The sequence below is a fragment of the Mycobacterium lacus genome (genome assembly GCF_010731535.1).
In the GTDB taxonomy this organism is placed as follows: domain Bacteria; phylum Actinomycetota; class Actinomycetes; order Mycobacteriales; family Mycobacteriaceae; genus Mycobacterium; species Mycobacterium lacus.
Window position 1 is genome coordinate 4,867,564 of sequence record NZ_AP022581.1, and the last position, 19,140, is coordinate 4,886,703.

Below are 19,140 nucleotides of genomic sequence, written 5' to 3' on the forward strand. Positions count from 1 at the left end.
AGGTTCTCCTAGCTGCGACAACGAGGGTCTGCGACGCGCGCTCCGGGCCCGGAGGGATCGTGATATGACGTTCGGCGCCATCGCCGCGGCGGCCTCGCGGTTGGATGGCGCTTGCCCGGCCGACGTCGAGATGACGAGTTCGTCGGTGGCCGCGGAGTACATCGCGGATACCTGCCTCGACGACGGCCCGCTGGGGCGCGTCGGCCTGGAGCTGGAGGCGCACTGTTACGACCCGGCCGATCCGTTTCGCAGGCCGAGCTGGGACGAAATCACCGCCGTTCTGGAGTGGCTGAGCCCGATGCCGGGCGGCAGTGTGGTCACCGTGGAGCCCGGCGGCGCCGTGGAACTGTCCGGCCCACCGGTCGTCGGCGTACTGCCCGCCGTTGAGGCGATGACCCGCGATCAGCAGGTACTGCGGTCGGCCTTCGCCGAGGCCGGGCTGGGGTTGGTTTTCCTGGGAGCCGACCCGCTGCGCTCGCCGATGCGGGTCAACCCGGGCGCGCGGTATCGCGCCATGGAACGGTTCTTCGCCGCCAGCCACAGCGGGGCAGCGGGTGCGGCGATGATGACATCGACCGCCTCGATCCAGGTCAATCTGGACGCCGGGCCGCAGGACGGGTGGGCGTCGCGGGTGCGGCTGGCGCACGCCCTGGGGCCGACGATGATCGCGATCGCGGCCAACTCCCCGATGCTGAGCGGTCGATTCTCCGGTTGGGTGTCCAGCCGCCAGCGGGTGTGGGGTCAGATGGACTCCGCGCGGTGCGGGCCCATCCTGGGGGCCAGCGGCGACGACCCCGGCACCGACTGGGCGCGCTACGCGCTGAAGGCCCCGGTGATGATGGTGCGAAGCCCGGACGCCGACGACACTTTTGCGGTCACCCATTACGTGCCCTTCGCCGATTGGGTGGACGGCGTGGTCCGGCTCGGCGGTCGCCGGCCCACCGTCGCCGACCTGCAGTACCACCTCACCACCCTGTTTCCGCCGGTGCGCCCGCGGCGGTGGCTCGAGATCCGCTACCTGGACAGCGTGCCCGACGACGTCTGGCCCGCCGTGCTGTTCACCCTGGTGACGCTGCTCGACGACCCGGCCGCGGCCGACCTCGCCGCCGACGCCGTCGAGCCGGTGGCCACCGCGTGGGACACCGCCGCCCGGGTCGGCCTGAGCGACCGGCGGCTATACGCGGCGGCCAACCGGTGTGTGGCCGTCGCCGCGCGGCGGGCACCGCCGGAGCTCAGCGACTCGATGCAGCGGTTGATCGGCGGCGTCGAACAGGGCCGGTGTCCGGCGGACGATTTTTCCGACCGAGTGATCGAGCACGGCCTCGCGCCGGTGGTCGCGCGGTTGGCGCAAGGGTGGCCGTGACTAGCCGGGAAAGGCTCGCCGACGGCCTCGCGCGGGCCCGGGCGCGCACGTTGCGGCTGGTCGAGTTCGACGATGCCGAGCTTTGTCGCCAGTACGACCCGTTGATGAGCCCGCTGGTGTGGGACCTGGCGCACATCGGTCAGCAGGAAGAGTTGTGGCTGCTGCGCGACGGCGACCCGGCCCGGCCCGGGATGCTGTCGCCGGCGGTCGAGGGCCTCTACGACGCCTTCGAACACCCCCGCGCCAGTCGTGTCGATTTGCCGCTGCTGTCCCCGGAGCGGGCGCGGTCCTATTGCCGGACGGTGCGGTCCGCCGTGCTGGATGCCCTCGACGCCCTTCCGGTGGACGCCAGCGACTTCGCGTTCGGTTTGGTGATCAGCCACGAGAATCAGCACGACGAAACGATGCTGCAGGCGTTGAACCTGCGCCCCGGCCCGCCGCTGTTGCGGGAACGGGCCGCCCTGCCCGCGGGCCGGCCGGCGCTGGCCGGGACGGCGGTGTTGGTGCCCGCCGGCCCGTTCGTGCTCGGCGTGGACGCCGCGAGTGAGCCGTACTCGCTGGACAACGAGCGTCCCGCCCACATCGTCGATGTGCCGGCCTACCGCATTGGCCGGGTTCCGGTCACCAATGGTGAATGGCGACATTTCATCGACGACGGGGGCTACACCCAGCCGCGGTGGTGGTCCACGCGCGGCTGGCAGCATCGCCAGCGCGCCGGGCTTACCGCGCCGCAGTTCTGGAATCCGGACGGGCAGACGCGCACCCGCTTCGGCTACGTCGAAGACATTCCCGCCGACGAGCCGGTGCAGCACGTCACCTACTTCGAGGCCGAGGCCTACGCGGCCTGGGCCGGCGCCCGGTTGCCGACCGAGGCGGAATGGGAGAAGGCCTGCGCATGGGATCCGGCGACCAACTCCCGGCGCCGCTACCCGTGGGGAGCCTCAGAGCCGTCGGAGGCCGTGGCCAACCTCGGTGGCGCGGCGCTGCGCCCGGCGCCGGTCGGCGCGTACCCGGGTGGTGCTTCGGCCTACGGCGTAGAGCAGATGCTGGGCGATGTCTGGGAGTGGACCAGCTCGCCGCTGCGGCCCTGGCCCGGGTTCGTCCCGATGATCTACGAGCGTTATTCGCGGCCATTCTTCGACGGCGACTATCGGGTGCTGCGTGGTGGATCGTGGGCGGTGGAGAGCGCGATCCTGCGGCCCAGCTTCCGCAACTGGGACCACCCCTACCGCCGCCAGATCTTCTCCGGCGTCCGGTTGGCGTGGGACGCCTGATGTGCCGTCACCTGGGTTGGCTCGGGGCCGATGTCACGGTCGCCTCGCTGGTGCTCGATCCGCCACGGGGCCTGCTGGCGCAGTCCTATGCTCCGCGCCGGCAAAAGCACGGCCTGCTGAACGCCGACGGTTGGGGCGTGGGCTTTTTCGACGGCGGGGTGCCCCGGCGCTGGCGCAGCTCGGCGCCGCTCTGGGGCGACCTGTCGTTTGCCTCGGTGGCGCCGGCCCTGCGCAGCCACTGTGTGGTGGCGGCGGTGCGCTCGGCGACGGTCGGCATGCCGATCGAAGCCAGCGCGAGTGCGCCGTTCACCGACGGTCACTGGCTGTTGTCGCACAACGGTGTCGTCGACCGCGCCGTGTTGCCGCTGCGTTCGTCGGCCGAATCGGTTTGCGACAGCGCGATACTCGCGGCGGCCATCTTCGCTCGCGGGATGGACGCGCTGGGCGACACGATCGTCGAGATCGGGGCGGCCGACCCCATTGCACGATTGAATATCCTGGCGGCCAATGGTTCTCGTATGGTGGCCACTACCTGGGGGGACACGTTGTCGATCTTGCGGCGCGCCGACGGAGTGGTGCTGGCCAGCGAACCCTACGACGACGACCCGGACTGGGCAGACGTGCCGGACCGCCACCTGGTGGAGGTCGTCGGGGATCGTGTCACGTTGACCCGTTTGGACCGCCTTGGCCCCCCGAAAGGATGCTGATGACGCTGTCGCTCTCCAACCATCTGGCGCAGGACTCGGCGTATCACGCGTTGCGACGCGACGTGTTCGAAGGGCTACAGAAAACGCCGAAGTCGTTGCCGCCCAAATGGTTCTACGATTCGGTGGGCAGTGAGCTGTTCGATCAGATCACCCGGTTGCCCGAGTACTACCCGACCCGTGCCGAGGCCGAAATCCTGCGCGCCCGGTCAGCCGAGGTCGCATCGGCGTGCGATGCCGACACCCTGGTCGAACTGGGCAGCGGGACCTCGGAGAAGACCAGGATGCTCTTAGACGCGCTGCGTGACCGTGGATCGCTGCGCAGGTTCGTTCCGTTCGACGTCGACGCCGGCATGCTGTCGGCGACCGCGAGCGCCGTCCAGCGCGAATACGAGGGCGTCGAAATCCACGCTGTCTGCGGCGATTTCGAGGAGCATCTGACCGAGATTCCCGGTGGTGGGCGGCGGCTGTTCGTGTTCCTGGGGTCCACGATCGGCAACCTCACGCCCGCGCCTCGTACGGAGTTTCTCGCGACGCTGGCCGCGGTGATGCGGCCGGGGGACAGCTTGCTGCTGGGCACCGACCTGGTCAAGGACGCCGGGCGCCTGGTGCGTGCCTACGACGACGCCGCAGGGGTAACGGCCCTGTTCAATCGCAACGTGCTCGCGGTGATCAACCGGGAACTCGATGCCGACTTCGACGTCGAGGCCTACCGGCACGTGGCCCGCTGGAATGCCGAGGAGGAGCGGATCGAGATGTGGCTGCGGGCCGACCGCGGCCAGCGTGTGCTGGTGGGGGCGCTGGGCCTGGCCGTCGACTTCGCGGCCGGTGAAGAGATGCTCACCGAGGTGTCGTGCAAGTTCCGCCCGGGCGGGGTCGGCGCCGAGCTGGCCGGGGCGGGCCTGCGCCGCATCCGGTGGTGGACGGACGACGCCGGTGACTTTGGGCTGTCCCTGGCCGTCAAGTGAGCCGCGCCGGCGACGATGCAGTGGGGGCACCACCCGCTTGCGGGGGACGAAGTGATGAGGTGGGGGTACCACCCGCTTGCGGGGGAGAGCGGCGCCAATGAGCCGCGCCGGCGACACGCTGGCCCACCGGTGGCGGGCGGCCCGTCCGCCGGTCGCCGGGCTGCACCTCGACAGTGCGGCCTGCTCTCGTCAGAGTTTCGGGGCGCTCGACGCCGCCGCCCGGCACGCGCTGCACGAGGCCGAGGTGGGCGGTTACGTCGCGGCCGAGGCCGCCGCGCCCGTGCTCGACGCCGGGCGGGCCGCGGTCGCCGCGCTGAGCGGCATGCTCGACGCCGAGGTGGTGTTCACCACCGGCTCGCTGCACGCGTTGGATCTGCTGCTCGGTAGCTGGCCGGCGGAAAACCGGACGCTGGCCTGCCTGCCCGGCGAATACGGCCCCAACCTGGCCGTGATGGCCGCTCACGGATTCGACGTGCGCACCCTGCCGACCCTCGAGGACGGCAGGGTGGCGCTCGACGATGCGGCCTACGCCCTGGAGTCCGACCCGCCTGACCTGGTCCACCTGACCGTCGTGGCCAGCCACCGCGGTGTCGTGCAACCGCTGGCCATGATGGCCCAACTCTGCCGCGAGCTCGGATTGCCGCTGGTTGTCGACGCCGCACAGGGGCTGGGACACGTGGACTGCGTCGCGGGCGCGGACGTCACCTATGCGTCGTCGCGGAAATGGATCGCCGGGCCGCGCGGTGTCGGCGCGCTGGCGGTGCGTCCGGAACTGATGCAGCGGCTACGTCCGCGGCTGGCGTCGCCGGCGTGGGCGGCACCGGCGCCGCCGACGGCCCGGCAACTCGAGTTTGGCGAAGCCAATGTCGCTGCGCGAGTGGGGTTTTCGGTGGCCCTGGGGGAGCATTTGGAGTGCGGGCCGGAGCTCGTGCGGGCGCGCCTGGCCGAGCTGGGCAGTGTCACCCGGACCATGCTGGCCGACGTACCCGGCTGGCGGGTGGTCGAGGAGGTCGACGAGCCGAGCGCGATCACCACCCTGGCTGCGGTCGATGGTGCCGACCCGCAGGCGGTGCGGGCGTGGCTGCTCGCCGAGCGCCGGATCGTGATCACGTGTGCCGGGGTGCAACGGGCCCCGCTGGAGTTGAGTGCCCCGGTGCTGCGGATCTCGCCGCACGCCGACACCACGTCCGACGACCTGGCGGCCTTCGCCGAGGCGCTGGAGGCCGCGACCGCGTCGTCGTAGCCGGCCACCAGGTGTAACACCAATACGATCGGTGTTACACTCTTGCCATGCCGACGATCCGCCGGCGCTACGCCATCACAGAAACCGACGACATCAGCTACGCGCTGGAGATTGCGCGCAGAACCTGGCCGGATCAGGCGGATAAGCCTGCCGCACTGTTGCGTCGGCTCATTCTGCTCGGCCGAAACACCCTTGCTGACGATCATGCTGCGACCGACAAGGCCCGACGCCAAGCAGTCGAAGCGACTGCCGGCGCCTTGGCCGGTGTCTTTGGGCCCGATTACTTACGGGAGCTGCGTGGGGACTGGCCCGAGTGATCGTCCTCGACGCCAGCGTGTTGATCGGCCATTTCGAACCCGCCGATGCCCACCACGCCGATGCCACCGCACTGCTGAGGGCTCATTCGTCCGAGTTGTTTGCCGCTAGCGTCATCACGCTCGCTGAGGTCTACGCCGGTGCCGCGCGGGCCGGACGAGCCGATCGGCTCCGCCGGCTCCTCGCGCAGCTGCAGATCGACAGTCTGGGCCTTCCTGCCGGCGCTGCGCTTCGGTTGGGCGAGCTGCGCGCCATCACCGCGCTCAAGATGCCGGATTGCTGCGTTCTCTACACCGCGGAGCAACACAACGCGGCGGTCGCCACTTTCGACGACAAACTCGCCGCTCGAGCCGCCGATCTCGGATTGGTCGTTGCTAGCCGGGAACCCTCGAAGATGCCCTGCTGCCGGTAGGCACCGTCCCAATCCATCGCCCCGGACGCGCCGCCTTAATCCCAGGTATGCACCGGCTCGTTGGCATGCATGTGCTCGCAGTACTGTCGCAGCATCTCGGCCAGCGCCGCGCGCCGGGTCATCCCGCCGTCTTCCAGCGCCCGCACGGTGGACACCTGCCAGCGCGCGCCGTTGCGGCCGGTGCTGGCGCGGTCCTGGATGACGCTCAGAAACCGGTCGCGCACTTCGGCGTCGACCCCCCATCGCCGCAATCCCTCGTCAGCCATCGGCAGCAGCGTGCCGAGCACCAATTCCTGCGTCGTCGCCTCGCCGAGGCCCGGCCAATCCAGCCGCGCATCCATGCCATGCCGCGCCGCCGCCAGGAAATTGGCTTGTGCCGCAGCAAAACTCATCCTGGTCCACGGCGGCCGCTCGTCCTCGGACAAAGTGCGCAGCGCGCCGTAGTAGAAGGCCGAATTCGCCAGCATGTCCACCACGGTCGGACCGGCCGGCAGCACCCGGTTCTCCAGCCGCAGGTGCGGCCGCCCGTCGACAACGTCGTATACCGGCCGATTCCACCGGTAGACCGTGCCGTTGTGTAGGCGCAATTCGGACAGGTGAGGGACGCGTCCGGCGGCCAGCTCGGCGAGGGGGTCCTCGTCGGAAACCTCGGGCAGCAGGGAGGGGAAGTAACGGATGTTCTCTTTGAACAGGTCCAGGATCGAGGCGATCCAACGCTCGCCGAACCAAACCCGGGGTCGCACGCCCCGGGTCTTGAGCTCCTCGGGACGCGGGTCGGTGGACTGGGCGAACAGTTCGATGCGGGTTTCGGCCCACAGCTGGTGGCCGAAGAAGTAGGGCGAGTTCGCGCCCAGCGCCAGCTGCGGGCCGGCCAGCATCTGAGCCGCGTTCCAGTTGGCCGCGAAATCCGCCGGAGCAACCTGCAAATGCAATTGCATGCTGGTGCAAGCGGATTCGGGTGCGATGGATGCGGCTCGCCAGCTCAGCGGCTCCGGTCCGGAGATATTGATCGGGATGTCCTCGCCGCGGGCGGTGGAGATCGAGGCGTTCAGGGCCGCGTACCGCTTCGAGTCGCTCATCCAGCCCTCGGCCAGGTGTTCGGGCATCAGCGTGGGCAGGATGCCGATCATCACGATGTGCGCGCATGCGGAGTTGGCCTTGGCCTCGGCGTCGTTGAGGCTGGCGCGCACCTCGGCCTCCAGGTCCAGCCCGGTGTGTCCGGGTAGGGGCCGGGGCGGCACATTGAATTCGATGTTGTAGGCGCCCAATTCGGTCTGGTAGGCCGGGTCGGCGATGGCGTCCAGCACGAAGCGATTTGACATGGCGGGCTGGTAGTCGGCGTCGACGAGGTTGCATTCGATCTCCATGCCGCTGAGCGGCCGGTCGAAATCGAAGCTGGACTGCGTGAGCATCCTCTCGAAGACGTCCACACACAGCCGCACCTTGCGCCGGTATTCCCGCCGTTGCGCGCGGCTATACGTGGTGCGCTGGACCTCTTCGCCCACAATGCCGATGCAACAGGTTTACCGTTGGCAGCGCAACTAGCCAGGCCAACACCCTTCGCATCAGATGCACTGTGAGCTAGCATCTGATGTATGCGGACCACGATCGACCTCGACGACGACATACTGCGGACGTTGAAACGCCGACAGCGCGAGGAACGCAAAACGTTGGGGCAGCTCGTCTCCGAGCTGCTTGCGCAAGCACTCGCCGCCGAGCCCTCCCCAAACGTTGACATCCGCTGGGCGACGGCCGACTTGCGGCCTCGCGTGGATCTTGACGACAAGGACGCTGTCTGGGCGATCTTGGATCAGGGGTGAGCGAAACCTTCGACGTCAACATCCTGGTTTATGCGACCCACCGAGCCAGCCCATTCCACGACAAGGCGAAGGCGCTCGTCGAGCGATTCCTGGCTGGGCCCGGCCTCGTATACCTGTTGTGGCCAGTCGCGTTGGGCTACCTACGGATTGTTACCCATCCGGCATTGCTGGATGCGCCGTTGGCACCCGGCGTCGCCGCCGAAAACATCGAGCAATTCACCTCACGACCGCACGTGCGGCAGGTCGGTGAGGCCGACGGATTTTGGCCCGTCTATCGGCGCGTAGCCGGCACGGTCAAGCCGCGAGGCAATCTCGTCCCCGCGGCCCACCTCGTCGCGCTCATGGGCCAGCACGGCATCTCCACGATCTGGAGCCACGACCGCGACTTCCGTAAGTTCGAGGGGATCACGGTCCGCGATCCCTTCGCCGGCTGACCGGTGCGGGTCATCCAATTTCCGATATCCCTAGGAGTGCAGTTGGCCGAATTCGTAGCCGCCATCGACCAGGGCACCACCAGCACCCGCTGCATGATTTTCGATCACAACGGCGCCGAGGTGGCCCGCCACCAGCTCGAGCACGAGCAGATCCTGCCCCGCGCCGGCTGGGTAGAGCACAATCCGGTCGAGATCTGGGAGCGCACCGCATCGGTGCTGACAACCGTGCTGAACGCCACCAACTTGTCGCCGAAAGATATTGTGGCGCTGGGAATTACGAATCAGCGTGAGACCACGTTGGTATGGAACAGGCGGACCGGCAGACCGTACTACAACGCGATCGTCTGGCAGGACACCCGCACCGACCGCATCGCGTCGGCGCTGGACCGGGACGGCCGCGGCGATGTGATCCGCCGCAAGGCGGGCCTGCCGCCGGCGACCTATTTTTCCGGCGGAAAGCTGCAGTGGATCTTGGAGAACATCGACGGGGTGCGTGCGGCCGCTGAAAGCGGCGATGCCCTGTTCGGCACGCCGGACACCTGGGTGTTGTGGAACCTGACCGGCGGCCCGCGGGGTGGCGCGCACGTCACCGATGTGACCAACGCCAGCCGGACGATGCTGATGGATCTGGAGACGCTGGACTGGGACGAGGAGCTGTTGTCGTTCTTCTCCATCCCCCGCGCGATGTTGCCGACGATCGCGCCGTCGTCGCCGACCCAGCCCTACGGGGTCACCCTGGATACCGGGCCGGTCGGCGGCGAGGTGCCGATCACCGGGGTGCTCGGCGATCAGCATGCGGCGATGGTCGGTCAGGTCTGCCTGGCCGCGGGGGAGGCGAAAAACACCTATGGCACCGGCAATTTCCTGCTGCTGAACACCGGTGAGGCGATCGTGCGGTCCAAGAATGGGCTGCTGACCACCGTCTGTTATCAATTCGGGGACGCCAAACCCGTGTACGCGCTTGAGGGTTCGATCGCGGTCACCGGCTCGGCCGTGCAGTGGCTACGCGATCAGCTGGGCATCATCAGCGGCGCCGCGCAAAGCGAGTCGCTGGCCCGTCAGGTCGCCGACAACGGCGGGGTCTACTTCGTGCCGGCGTTTTCCGGGCTGTTCGCCCCGTACTGGCGATCCGATGCCCGCGGCGCGATCGTGGGGCTGTCGCGGTTCAGCAACAACGCCCACCTGGCTCGCGCGACGCTGGAGGCGATCTGTTACCAGAGTCGCGACGTGGTCGACGCGATGGAGGCGGATTCCGGTGTGCGCCTTGAGGTCTTGAAGGTCGACGGCGGTGTCACCGGGAACGACCTATGCATGCAGATTCAGGCCGACGTGCTGGGCGTGGACGTGGTGCGGCCGGTGGTCGCCGAGACCACCGCCCTGGGCGCCGCCTACGCGGCGGGTCTGGCAGTGGGGTTCTGGGCCGACCCGTCCGACCTGCGGGCAAACTGGCAGGAGGACAAGCGCTGGACGCCCACCTGGGACGCCGAGCAGCGTGCCGCAGGATATGGGGGCTGGCGCAAGGCGGTGCAGCGGACATTGGACTGGGTCGACGTGTCTTAGCTCGCGTCGACGCCTCAGTCCTCGCCGAGGATGCCGTAGATCTCGCGGCGTGCGTTGTTGAGAATCTCGACGATGCGCTGCTGCTGTTCGGCGCTGGCCGCGTGCGCGGATTGCACGACCGCGCCCAATAGCGCGACGACGGCCGTGCGCAGGTTGATATGACCGGGGTCGACGCCCTCGGCGATCTCGTTCCACGGCGGGGACTCGATCTTTTCCGCTGCGGCGCGCCCGTCGCCGGTCAGCTCGAAAAGCCTTTTGTTGCCGTCGGTTTCGCTGGCGGTGATCAGGCCTTCGTCGTCGAGCAGCTGCAGCGTCGGGTACACCGAGCCGGGGCTGGGCCGCCAGATTCCGTTGCTGCGTTCGGCGATCTGCTGGATTATCTCGTAGCCGTGCATCGGCCGTTCGGTCAGCAGCGCCAGAATGGCAGCACGCACGTCACCGCGTCGTCCGCGGCGCGGTCCGCCACGACGCCACTGCCCGCGCGGGCCGCCAACGAAGCCGAAGCCGAACCCCGGACCGAAGTCGGCGCCAAGACCGGTGCCGAAACCGAATGGGCCGTCGTGGCCGCCGGCGTGGTCGCGCAGGTGTTCACGAAACTCCCGGCGGGCCTGGCGGCGGGCGTCATGCAGCATCCGCCGTTGTGCCGGGCCGGGCCCGAAGCCGAATCCTGGGCGGTGGGCAAAGGGTCCGCCCGGAGGGGTCAGGTTGTGCATGTCTGTTTGTCCTCGTGCCGGTTTGACTAATCCGATACATCACGATATATCGCAAACGAACGCCATGCAACGTTGGGTCGCGCACCCGTTACGGGTCGTTAGTGCGGCGGTGAGAATCCGCCGCTGCCGGGCCCCAACAACCCCTGCCCGGGCTCGGGTGCCTCCGGCCAGGGGACGGCCTGCGCTGGCGGGGGCCAGGCGGCGGGCGGTCCGCCCGGCCCGTACTGAGGCCCGTACTGAGGCCAGGGCTGGTGCGGCATGGGCATGGGCCCGGCGGCCGGTGGCCACGGCGCCGGTGCGGCCTGCGGCCACGGCGCCGGTGCGGTCGGCGGCGTCTGCGGGGTTGGGCGCAGCCGTGCCAGTTCGCGCCGGTGTCGTTCGGCAAGCACGGCGGCAAGTACCAGCTGTGGCGGGACGCCGGGCGGGGGCGGGGGTGCGATGTGAGAGACCACTTCGCCGGCGATCCGGTAGGCCATCTGTGCGCGTAACTGCGGATCGAGTTGGTGTGCCCGGGAAAGGAATTGGCGTGCGACCTCGGCCTGGCCGGCGGATAGTCCGGACAGCTGCAGCGACGAAGCCCACCAGGCCAGCGACGGCGGCATTGCCGGTGGCGGGCCCAGACGCGGACCGCGTTCGCTGATCACGACAGTGCCGGCGAAGATGTCGCCGATGCGTTTGGCCTTCGGCGACAACATGCTGCAGATCACGGCGGGGCTGCCGAACAGCATCCAGATCTCCACCACCGACGCCAGGGCGCGAAATAGGGCCTGCCGGAACCGTTCCGGACCGCCGTCGTCGGACACCACTCGCAGACCCATCACGATCTTGCCTATCGACCGGCCCCGCGTCGCGGTTTCGAACACGAGCGGATACCCGACGATCGCCAGCACCGTGAAGATGATCAGGAAGGCGGCGGTCAGCGCGTCGTCGAACTCGGTCAGGGTGGCCGCCCACAGCATCAGCCCCAAGATGTAGCCGATGAAAATCACCGTGATATCGATCAGCGCGCCGACCGCCCGCACGGGCAACTGCGCGATCTGCACGTCGAGGACCACGGCGTCCCCGGTCACCACCTCCGGCATACCAGGGAACGGTACAGGTTTTAGGCCGCGGGGCTAGGCTGCGCGGGTGGACGTCGACGCGTTCTTGCTGACCCACCGCGGCACGTGGGACCGCCTCGACCGGTTGATCAAGAGGCGCCGGTCGTTGACCGGCGCGGAAGTCGATGAGCTCGTCGAGCTCTACCAGCGGGTGTCCGCGCACCTGTCGATGCTGCGGTCCGTGTCGTCGGACTCGCTGGTGGTCGGTCGGCTCTCCAGCCTGGTGGCGCGCGCCCGCTCCGCGGTCACCGGCGCGCATGCCCCGCTGACCAGTACGTTCCTCCGATTCTGGACGGTGTCCTTCCCGGTGGTCGCCTACCGTACCTGGCGGTGGTGGCTGGCGACGGCGGCTGCGTTTTTCGCCGTCGTGGTGGTCATCGGTTTCTGGGTGGCCGGCACTCCGGAGGTGCAGTCCCTCATCGGAACGCCAACGGACATAGACGAATTGGTCAACCACGACGTCCAGGCGTACTACAGCGAGCACCCCGCCACGTCGTTCGCGCTGCAGGTCTGGGTGAACAACTCCTGGGTGGCGGCCAAGTGCATCGCGATGTCCGTCGTGCTGGGGCTGCCGATCCCGCTGGTGCTCTTCCAAAACGCCGCCAACCTGGGACTGATCGGCGGGCTGATGTTCCAGGCCGGCAGGGGGCCGTTGCTGCTGGGCCTGCTCATTCCGCACGGGCTGCTGGAGCTCACCGCCGTGTTCCTGGCCGCGGCAATCGGGATGCGGCTTGGCTGGTCGGTGATTTCGCCGGGTGACCGGCCGCGTGGACAGGTCCTTGCCGAGCAAGGCCGCGGCGTGGTCTCGGTGGCCGTGGGCTTGGTGGGCGTCTTGCTGGTGTCCGGTTTGATCGAGGCGATGGTGACGCCGTCGGGGTTGCCGACGTTTGTTCGGATCACCATCGGCGTCCTCGCCGAGGCGGCGTTTCTGGGCTACGTCGTGTACTTCGGGCGCCGGGCCGTGCACGCCGGGGAGACCGGCGACATCGAGGACGCGCCCGACGTGGTCCCGACCGGCTGACCCAGCGGCGCGACAGTGAATCTGACGACGCGACTCGCCGCGGGGGCGTCGCCCGATTCACACTCGCGGCGACAAAGCTAGAGCCGCCCGGTTGCCTTCATCGCCAGGTAGCGGTCGGCGAGCGCGGGCGCGATTTCCCTGGGCCCGGCGTCGACGACGTCCACACCGTTCATGCGCAGTCGCGTCGCGATCGCGTGCCGGTCGTTGCGGGCGCGTTCGGCAGCGGCCGCGTCGTACACCGCCGCCGCGTCGGAGCGCCCGGCGGCCAGTTGGTCGACGCGTGGGTCAGCAACGGCGGCGACCAGCACGTGGTGTTTGGCCGACAGCTGCGGTAGCACCGGCAGCAGGCCCTCGTCGAGAGCGGTCAAGTTGAGGTCGGTCAGCAGCACCACCAGTGACCGATGCCGGGTGCGGCGGGCGATGGTGGCAATCATTGCCCGCCAGTCGGATTCGACGAGGACGGGCTGCAGCGGGGCCATCGCGTCGACCAGTTGGGCGAGCAGTTCGGTGCGCGACGCGCCAAACACGCCGGCCCGGCTCACGCGGTCGTGGGCGAGGAAGTCGACGTGGTCGCCGGCCCGTGACGCCAGCGCGGCCAGCAGCAGCGCGGCGTCCATCGACCAGTCCAGCCGGGGCCATCCCGCGGGATCGGCGACGGTCGGATCGACTCCGACCCGGCCCGCCGCCATGCGCCCGGTGTCGAGCACCAGAACGACCCGCCGATCACGTTCGGGGCGCCACGTGCGAACCATGACGTCCGCGCGCCGCGCGGTGGCGCGCCAGTCGATCGAGCGGACGTCATCGCCGACGACATACTCGCGCAGCGAGTCGAATTCGGTGCCTTGCCCGCGGATCAGCGTCGGCAGCAGCCCGTCGATCTCGCGCAGCTTGGCCAGCCGCGACGGCAGGTGCTTGCGCGACAGGAACGGCGGCAGCACCCGGACTTGGCCGGGCACCTGCTGCGAGCTCTGCCGCCCGGCCAACCCCAGCGGCCCGACCGATCGGGCGGTGACCACGGCCGCGCGCTGATCGCCGCGGCGCACCGGTCGCAGCGCGGTGACCACGCGCTGGCGCTGCCCGGCAGCCAGGACGACGGTGTGGGTGCGCGGCTGGGCGCGCGCGCTGGGCGGCCAGGCGTCGCGAACCTGGCCTCGAAACATGCGTCCGCCGTCATTGTGGATCAGCAGGCCCGCATCCACCTGCTGGCCGAGGCGGGCCGAGGCGTCTGGCGAACGGACGAAGCGCAACCGACGGGTACTGGCCGCCAGCGCGGTATCGACGACCACCAATAGCGCCAGTGCCGCCAGCAACATGACGAAAGCCTTTGCCGGCCAAGGGGACAGCGCGATCGGCAGGACGAAGGTCAGGGCCAACAGGCCGGTGCGCCCGGTCAGTATCATTGGCGCCGCTCCTCCTCATCGTTACACTCCGCATCGTCGCCGGCGCAGTCACTAGCGCGGCACCGGAACCGAGGCCAAGATGCCGTCGAGCACGCCGTCGGGTGTGGCGCCTTCGAGTTCGGCTTCCGGACGCAGCATCACCCGGTGGCGCAGCGTTGGGCGGGCCATCGCCTTCACGTCGTCTGGAGTGACGTAGTTACGCCCGGACAGCCACGCCCACGACCGAGCGGTGCCCAGCAGCGCCGTCGCCCCCCGGGGCGATACCCCCAGCTGCAGCGCGGGGGAGGAGCGGGTGGCCCCGACGATGTCGACGATGTAGCCCAGCACCTCATCGGCGACCAGCACCTGGCGCACCGCCTCGCGGCCGGCGGCCAGCTCGGCCGGACCGGCCACCGGTTGGATCGCCGATAGATCGCGGGGATCGAAACCGTAAGCGTGCCGGCCCAGGATGGCGATCTCGGCGTCGCGCGCCGGCAGGGTTACGTTCAGTTTGAGCAAGAATCGGTCGAGTTGCGCCTCGGGCAACTGATAGGTGCCCTCGTATTCGATCGGGTTCTGCGTGGCGGCGACAATGAACGGGTCGGGCAGCGGCTTGGGTTCGCCCTCCACGCTGACCTGGCGTTCCTCCATCGCCTCGAGCAGCGCGGCCTGTGTTTTCGGCGGGGTGCGGTTGATCTCGTCGGCCAGCAGCAAATTGGTGAACACCGGACCCGGCCGGAACACGAACGCGGCGGTGCGCGAATCGTAAACCAGCGAACCGGTGACGTCGCCGGGCATCAGGTCGGGGGTGAACTGCACCCGCTTGAACTGCAGCTGCAAGGCGGCGGACATGGCGCGGATCATCAGCGTCTTCGCCACTCCCGGAACACCTTCCAGGAGCACATGGCCGCGGCACAACAGCGCGATCACCAGACCGCTGATCACCCCTTCCTGTCCGACAACGGCCTTGGCGATCTCGGTGCGTAACGCCAGCAATGCATTACGTGCGGCTTCTGCGATCGCGGTCTGCGCGGGAGGGGCTTGCGGTGTGGAAGGGGACTGCGTCACGAGTGGGTGACCTGCCTTTCGATGTCGTCGAGCGCACGGGCAAGGTGTAGCAAGTCGGCGTCGGTGGCCGGCGGCGGGCCGAACAGGTGGTAGCGAACAAACTCCGCATCGGCGCCGGTCCCCGCAAGCGGGTGGTGCCCCCAGCGCCGCGCCACGCTCGCCACCACCGCCGGCGGCGGCGCTCCTGTGCTCAGGCCGAGCCGGGGCAGCAACCGGCGCAGGGTCGCCGCGCGCAGTGCGTCCGCGGCGCGATCGCGGGCCCGGCGGGACCGGTACAGCCGCCCGCGGCCCTCGACCGTCTCCGATGCGCGCACGACCACGGGCAACTCCTCGGCCACCAGTGGCCCGATCCGCCGGCCCTTCCACAGCGCCACCAGGATCACCACCAGCCACAGCTGCCAGACGATCCAGGTCACGTTGTCTGGGATCAGGTCGAAAAGGGATGACGGGGAGGATGTTTCACCTTCCATGCGGTGAGGCGCGTACCAGACGAGACGTGGCCGGTCCCCGGCCAGGTTCATCGCCAGCGCGGCGTTGCCCTCCCGCAACAGGCCGCCGTTGGTCATGAAGTCGCTGCTGCCGACCACGGTGACGGTTCGGCCCGTCTGGCCACTCGAGTCGCGATAGCGGACCAATGCCCCGTCGTAACAGCTGGTCACCATGAGGTCGCCCGTGGATTGGTAGGCGTCGGTGGGCCCAAAGTGCACGGATCCGGCTCGATTAGCTTCTCGCAGAGGGCAATTCGGCTTCGCGTGGAGTGAGTTGGCAGCGTGGATGCGTAGCCGCGGCGTCAGCGCCGCGCGGGTGCGTGACGTGGGTTCCACCAGCAACAGGTCGCCGGGGGCGCTGGCCAACCGCTGCAGCAGTGTGTCATTGGTCAGATAGTGGGTCTGCGCCACCAGCAGCAGTGTGTCCGGACGGGCCGCGTCTTCCACATCGGCAATGGTGTCGGCCACCACCACTTCGACGCCGTGGTCGCGCAGCAATGTCACCAACGCGTGGGCGCCCGAGGCGTCGGTGGACGCGGGGTCCATCGCCGGGCCGGGCCGCGGAGCTGTCAGATAGGTGCTGATCGAGGCGATGACCATGAGCACGGCCACCGTGAGCAGCACCCCGCGCCACGGCCGCGATCGCCGTGTGGTAACGGGCTCCCCTGGACGCGCGGGGATCATCTAACCCGCGCCCATGAGTCGACTACGGCGTGCCGCTCCACCGCCGCTCCGGTGGCCGCCGACCGTGACCGCAGGTGGTCATCGAGGTCGGCAATCATCTGGTAGGCGGCCTGGGTGCCGGGCCGTTCGCCGTAGGTGACGTCGTTGAAGGCCGTTGCCGCCTGCGACAGTTCCCCCGCGAGGTGCGGTAATGCCTGGCCGGCGTCGCTGGCCAGCTCGTTGGCCGTACGGCCGGGCGCCGGGTCGAGCACGCCGGACTCCTCCAGCTCACGGGCTACGGCGCGCAGCCGATGCCGGATCGCGGCCGCCCAATTGCCTTCGGCGGCATAGCTTTCCGCCGTCGCTCGATGTTGGGCGGCGGTCAGCAGACCGGCATCGAACAGCAGGTAGTCGCCGCCGCGGTTGGTGCGCATCGTCCGACGGGCAATGTGGATGCCCACCACCAGGGCGATCCCCAGCAGGATGAGCAGCACGGTGATGGTGAACCAACCGCCAGACACCGAAGCGCCCTTCTGCAGCAGCTTGAACAGCAGCTCGTTGATCCAGTCGCTGAACTGCGCCCACGGTGACTGTTTGGGGTAGATCGGCTTGTCGAGTTCGCGCTGTGCGGCCTGGTGTGCGGCATCGCGGTCGATGTCGATGGAGGGCATGGTCAGCCGGTCCCTTAGTAGTAGGCTCGCGTGAGCCAGAGGCTGTCGGTGGACGCCACGGCGGCGAGTCCGCCGGCGGCACCGGTCTGCAGCACCAGGTCGAAGGCCTCGGCGCGCATGCGGCGGTCGGTGTAGAGCAGGACGACCACCCCGGCGTTGAACGGCGCGGTGACGATCTGGCCGATCGCCGCACCGATGGCCGACAGCGTGGCGCCGGCGAGCAGCATGGTGACCGACCCCTCAGACGCGGTCACGGCCACCAATACCTGGCCGGCGATGCTGAACGGCGCGGCAATCGCATTCCCGACGAAGCCCACCACGATGGCCGTCAGCAGCCGGATGCCGAAGATCCGCCAGAATCCGCCGCGCACCAGCGCGAAGGATCTGGTGATCGCGTCCACGACCGGCAGCCTCTCCAGCACGATCAGCACGGGTGCGAACAACAGCATCGTGTACAGGTAGGCCAGCAGCGCGATCACGCTCAGCGCCAGCGGGAAGCCGAGCAGGGCCGCGGCCGCGCCGTTGGCGAGCGCCGCGACCGCGACGAGGATCACCACCACCAGGCCGAGAAGCGCGATCAGCCCGGCGGCCTCCAGCAGCGCTAGTCCGAGCAACGCGAGTAGGCGCCCGCGAATCTTGGCCCACGCCTCGCCGATCGTGATCGGCGACCCGAACACCGCCCGCCCGACGACGACGGTGAGCATCCCGCTGAGCAACACGCCGCCCAACCAGCTGACCAGCGTGCCGGCACCGATCGACACCAGCCACGCCCCGACATCCGAGACGGCGAGCTCGTCCGGCCGCGCGGTCTTGAGCCGGCTGGCCGCCGTCAGCGGCCCGATGGTCGCGATCAACGTGATGACCTGGATGACGACCACGACCATGGCGGTCAAGCCCAGCGTCGCCTTCGGATTGGCGCGGATGTAGCCAACCGCGCCGTTGAAGATGTCGCTCAGCGTTAACGGCCGCAGCGGGATGACCCCGGGTCTGACCGCCCCCGGGACAAACGGCGGCGGGCCATAGCCCGGTGGCGGGCCATAGCCCGGTGGCGGGCCATAGCCCGGTGGCGGGCCATAGCCGGGCGGCGGGCCGCCATAGCCCGGCGTCGCGTACCCCAACGGCGGATAACCGGCTGGCCCATACCCGGGCAAGCCGGGCGGGTCAACCGGATAACTGGGCGGCAGCGTGCTCACCGGGTGCAGCGGCGGTCGTTGATCATGGCCTCCATCCTGTCCCATCCTGTCCAGGGTCACGCCATTTCACAATGTGACTTCTCGGTGACTTCTACGTGGCGCGGCCTTGCGCCCCGGCGCGTAGCGTCTGGGCTATGGCGCAACTCAAATCCCGGCTCCGGTCGGACCTCACTCAGGCGATGAAGACGCAGGATAAGTTGCGAACCGCGACCCTGCGCATGGTGCTGGCCGCGATCCAGACCGAGGAAGTCTCCGGCAAGCAGGCAAGAGAACTCTCCGACGACGAGGTGATCAAGGTGCTGGCCCGGGAATCCCGGAAGCGCGGCGAGGCGGCCGAGATCTACACCCAAAACGGTCGCGGCGAGCTTGCCGCCGAAGAGCACGCCGAGGCGCGGATCATCGACGAGTATCTGCCGACGCCGCTCACCGAGGCCGAGTTGGCCGACGTGGCCGACACCGCGATCGCGCAGGTGGCCGAGGAACTCGGCGAGCGGCCCAGCATGAAGCAGATGGGCCTGGTGATGAAGGCGGCGACCGCGATCGCGGCCGGCAAGGCCGACGGCGCGCGGTTGTCCGCGGCCGTCAAGGATCGGCTGTAGTCGGCACGCACCCGAGCCGCACGACGGCCGTGCGCAAACCACAAGGAAGCGCGCCAAATGTCAAACGAATTGCACGGCAAGAGAATAGCTATTCTGGCCGCCGATGGCGTGGAGAAGGTTGAACTCGAGCATCGGCCGCGTCGAGCGTGCAC

Annotated in this window: 20 protein-coding genes and 2 pseudogenes; 14 read left to right on the forward strand and 8 right to left on the reverse strand. The window is 69.0% G+C overall.

Annotated elements, in window-relative coordinates; genetic code table 11:
- The first annotated feature begins 64 nt into the window (after positions 1 to 64).
- The 8 genes and pseudogenes from egtA (at position 65) to G6N24_RS22540 (ending at position 6,279) form a co-directional block, all read left to right on the forward strand.
- Entirely contained in the window at positions 65 to 1,363 is a 1,299-nt protein-coding gene (gene egtA, locus G6N24_RS22510) for an ergothioneine biosynthesis glutamate--cysteine ligase EgtA (protein WP_085158946.1), read from the forward strand.
- Positions 1,360 to 2,637 (forward strand): ergothioneine biosynthesis protein EgtB, encoded by a 1,278-nt coding sequence (gene egtB, locus G6N24_RS22515; protein ID WP_085159009.1) that lies wholly within the window; start codon positions 1,360 to 1,362, stop codon positions 2,635 to 2,637. The genes egtA and egtB overlap by 4 nt, the downstream gene beginning before the upstream one ends.
- Positions 2,637 to 3,344, forward strand: a complete 708-nt coding sequence (gene egtC / locus G6N24_RS22520; protein ID WP_085159011.1) for an ergothioneine biosynthesis protein EgtC — start codon at positions 2,637 to 2,639, stop codon at positions 3,342 to 3,344. The genes egtB and egtC overlap by 1 nt, the downstream gene beginning before the upstream one ends.
- On the forward strand, positions 3,344 to 4,309 hold the full coding sequence (egtD, locus tag G6N24_RS22525) for an L-histidine N(alpha)-methyltransferase (RefSeq protein ID WP_085159007.1): 966 nt from the start codon (positions 3,344 to 3,346) through the stop codon (positions 4,307 to 4,309). Before egtC ends, egtD begins: the two co-directional genes overlap by 1 nt.
- A pseudogene (locus G6N24_RS26005) lies at positions 4,306 to 4,405 on the forward strand (hypothetical protein); the annotation flags it as partial. The gene egtD and the pseudogene G6N24_RS26005, both read left to right, overlap by 4 nt.
- A gap of 1 nt (position 4,406) precedes the next feature.
- Positions 4,407 to 5,552 carry an ergothioneine biosynthesis PLP-dependent enzyme EgtE gene (gene egtE, locus G6N24_RS22530; RefSeq protein WP_085158948.1) on the forward strand — a complete coding sequence of 382 codons (1,146 nt, stop codon included), beginning with the start codon at positions 4,407 to 4,409 and terminating at the stop codon, positions 5,550 to 5,552.
- Positions 5,553 to 5,599: 47 nt separating this feature from the next.
- Complete coding sequence (locus tag G6N24_RS22535) at positions 5,600 to 5,869, forward strand: hypothetical protein (protein WP_085158950.1); 270 nt, start codon at positions 5,600 to 5,602, stop codon at positions 5,867 to 5,869.
- A complete protein-coding gene (locus tag G6N24_RS22540; protein ID WP_085158952.1) occupies positions 5,866 to 6,279 on the forward strand; it encodes a type II toxin-antitoxin system VapC family toxin in 414 nt (137 codons plus the stop codon). The genes G6N24_RS22535 and G6N24_RS22540 overlap by 4 nt, the downstream gene beginning before the upstream one ends.
- Before the next feature lie 35 nt (positions 6,280 to 6,314).
- Here the strand turns inward: G6N24_RS22540 and G6N24_RS22545 are convergent, their stop codons facing one another.
- Positions 6,315 to 7,784: a glutamate--cysteine ligase gene (locus G6N24_RS22545; protein WP_085158955.1), complete on the reverse strand. Its 1,470-nt coding sequence runs from the start codon at positions 7,782 to 7,784 to the stop codon at positions 6,315 to 6,317.
- Positions 7,785 to 7,874: 90 nt separating this feature from the next.
- Between G6N24_RS22545 and G6N24_RS22550 the strand changes: the two genes are divergently transcribed.
- The 3 genes from G6N24_RS22550 to glpK all read left to right on the forward strand — a co-directional run bounded on the left by G6N24_RS22550 (position 7,875) and on the right by glpK (position 10,093).
- Positions 7,875 to 8,099 (forward strand): antitoxin, encoded by a 225-nt coding sequence (locus G6N24_RS22550; protein ID WP_085158957.1) that lies wholly within the window; start codon positions 7,875 to 7,877, stop codon positions 8,097 to 8,099.
- Positions 8,096 to 8,533, forward strand: coding sequence for a type II toxin-antitoxin system VapC family toxin (locus G6N24_RS22555; RefSeq protein WP_085158959.1), 438 nt, complete (start codon positions 8,096 to 8,098; stop codon positions 8,531 to 8,533). The genes G6N24_RS22550 and G6N24_RS22555 overlap by 4 nt, the downstream gene beginning before the upstream one ends.
- A gap of 93 nt (positions 8,534 to 8,626) precedes the next feature.
- Positions 8,627 to 10,093, forward strand: coding sequence for a glycerol kinase GlpK (gene glpK / locus G6N24_RS22560; RefSeq protein ID WP_232070844.1), 1,467 nt, complete (start codon positions 8,627 to 8,629; stop codon positions 10,091 to 10,093).
- Between the two features lie 14 nt (positions 10,094 to 10,107).
- On the opposite strand, the gene G6N24_RS22565 is transcribed toward glpK, so the two are convergent.
- On the reverse strand, positions 10,108 to 10,806 hold the full coding sequence (locus G6N24_RS22565) for a PadR family transcriptional regulator (protein ID WP_085158963.1): 699 nt from the start codon (positions 10,804 to 10,806) through the stop codon (positions 10,108 to 10,110).
- 98 nt (positions 10,807 to 10,904) lie between these two features.
- Positions 10,905 to 11,888: an RDD family protein gene (locus G6N24_RS22570; RefSeq protein ID WP_085158965.1), complete on the reverse strand. Its 984-nt coding sequence runs from the start codon at positions 11,886 to 11,888 to the stop codon at positions 10,905 to 10,907.
- Positions 11,889 to 11,934: 46 nt separating this feature from the next.
- Between G6N24_RS22570 and G6N24_RS22575 the strand changes: the two genes are divergently transcribed.
- On the forward strand, positions 11,935 to 12,927 hold the full coding sequence (locus G6N24_RS22575) for a stage II sporulation protein M (RefSeq protein WP_085158967.1): 993 nt from the start codon (positions 11,935 to 11,937) through the stop codon (positions 12,925 to 12,927).
- A gap of 77 nt (positions 12,928 to 13,004) precedes the next feature.
- Here G6N24_RS22575 and G6N24_RS22580 read toward each other — a convergent pair whose 3' ends face one another.
- From G6N24_RS22580 to G6N24_RS22600, 5 genes are read right to left on the reverse strand one after another with little or no spacing between them, the layout of a single operon-like run.
- Entirely contained in the window at positions 13,005 to 14,327 is a 1,323-nt protein-coding gene (locus G6N24_RS22580) for a DUF58 domain-containing protein (RefSeq protein ID WP_085158969.1), read from the reverse strand.
- Between the two features lie 51 nt (positions 14,328 to 14,378).
- Positions 14,379 to 15,374 (reverse strand): AAA family ATPase, encoded by a 996-nt coding sequence (locus G6N24_RS22585; RefSeq protein ID WP_085158971.1) that lies wholly within the window; start codon positions 15,372 to 15,374, stop codon positions 14,379 to 14,381.
- Complete coding sequence (locus G6N24_RS22590) at positions 15,371 to 16,546, reverse strand: DUF4350 domain-containing protein (protein WP_085158973.1); 1,176 nt, start codon at positions 16,544 to 16,546, stop codon at positions 15,371 to 15,373. Before G6N24_RS22590 ends, G6N24_RS22585 begins: the two co-directional genes overlap by 4 nt.
- Positions 16,543 to 17,196 carry a DUF4129 domain-containing protein gene (locus G6N24_RS22595; RefSeq protein ID WP_085158975.1) on the reverse strand — a complete coding sequence of 218 codons (654 nt, stop codon included), beginning with the start codon at positions 17,194 to 17,196 and terminating at the stop codon, positions 16,543 to 16,545. Before G6N24_RS22595 ends, G6N24_RS22590 begins: the two co-directional genes overlap by 4 nt.
- 14 nt (positions 17,197 to 17,210) lie before the next feature.
- Positions 17,211 to 18,389 (reverse strand): hypothetical protein, encoded by a 1,179-nt coding sequence (locus tag G6N24_RS22600; protein WP_085158977.1) that lies wholly within the window; start codon positions 18,387 to 18,389, stop codon positions 17,211 to 17,213.
- A 134-nt stretch (positions 18,390 to 18,523) separates the two neighbouring features.
- Between G6N24_RS22600 and G6N24_RS22605 the strand changes: the two genes are divergently transcribed.
- Both G6N24_RS22605 and G6N24_RS24025 read left to right on the forward strand, forming a co-directional pair.
- Positions 18,524 to 18,988 (forward strand): GatB/YqeY domain-containing protein, encoded by a 465-nt coding sequence (locus G6N24_RS22605; protein WP_085158979.1) that lies wholly within the window; start codon positions 18,524 to 18,526, stop codon positions 18,986 to 18,988.
- A 57-nt stretch (positions 18,989 to 19,045) separates the two neighbouring features.
- A pseudogene (locus tag G6N24_RS24025) lies at positions 19,046 to 19,135 on the forward strand (peptidase C56); the annotation flags it as partial.
- Positions 19,136 to 19,140: the final 5 nt, after the last annotated feature.

Excerpts from the sequence above, each read along its gene's own strand:
- egtA (WP_085158946.1), top strand. The coding sequence starts at position 65 with ATGACGTTCGGCGCCATCGCCGCGGCGGCCTCGCGGTTGGATGGCGCT.
- egtC (WP_085159011.1), top strand. The coding sequence starts at position 2,637 with ATGTGCCGTCACCTGGGTTGGCTCGGGGCCGATGTCACGGTCGCCTCG.
- egtD (WP_085159007.1), top strand. The coding sequence starts at position 3,344 with ATGACGCTGTCGCTCTCCAACCATCTGGCGCAGGACTCGGCGTATCAC.
- egtE (WP_085158948.1), top strand. The coding sequence starts at position 4,407 with ATGAGCCGCGCCGGCGACACGCTGGCCCACCGGTGGCGGGCGGCCCGT.
- G6N24_RS22535 (WP_085158950.1), top strand. The coding sequence starts at position 5,600 with ATGCCGACGATCCGCCGGCGCTACGCCATCACAGAAACCGACGACATC.
- G6N24_RS22550 (WP_085158957.1), top strand. The coding sequence starts at position 7,875 with ATGCGGACCACGATCGACCTCGACGACGACATACTGCGGACGTTGAAA.
- glpK (WP_232070844.1), top strand. The coding sequence starts at position 8,627 with ATGATTTTCGATCACAACGGCGCCGAGGTGGCCCGCCACCAGCTCGAG.
- G6N24_RS22565 (WP_085158963.1), bottom strand. The coding sequence starts at position 10,806 with ATGCACAACCTGACCCCTCCGGGCGGACCCTTTGCCCACCGCCCAGGA.
- G6N24_RS22570 (WP_085158965.1), bottom strand. The coding sequence starts at position 11,888 with ATGCCGGAGGTGGTGACCGGGGACGCCGTGGTCCTCGACGTGCAGATC.
- G6N24_RS22580 (WP_085158969.1), bottom strand. The coding sequence starts at position 14,327 with ATGATACTGACCGGGCGCACCGGCCTGTTGGCCCTGACCTTCGTCCTG.
- G6N24_RS22590 (WP_085158973.1), bottom strand. The coding sequence starts at position 16,546 with ATGATCCCCGCGCGTCCAGGGGAGCCCGTTACCACACGGCGATCGCGG.
- G6N24_RS22595 (WP_085158975.1), bottom strand. The coding sequence starts at position 17,196 with ATGCCCTCCATCGACATCGACCGCGATGCCGCACACCAGGCCGCACAG.
- G6N24_RS22605 (WP_085158979.1), top strand. The coding sequence starts at position 18,524 with ATGGCGCAACTCAAATCCCGGCTCCGGTCGGACCTCACTCAGGCGATG.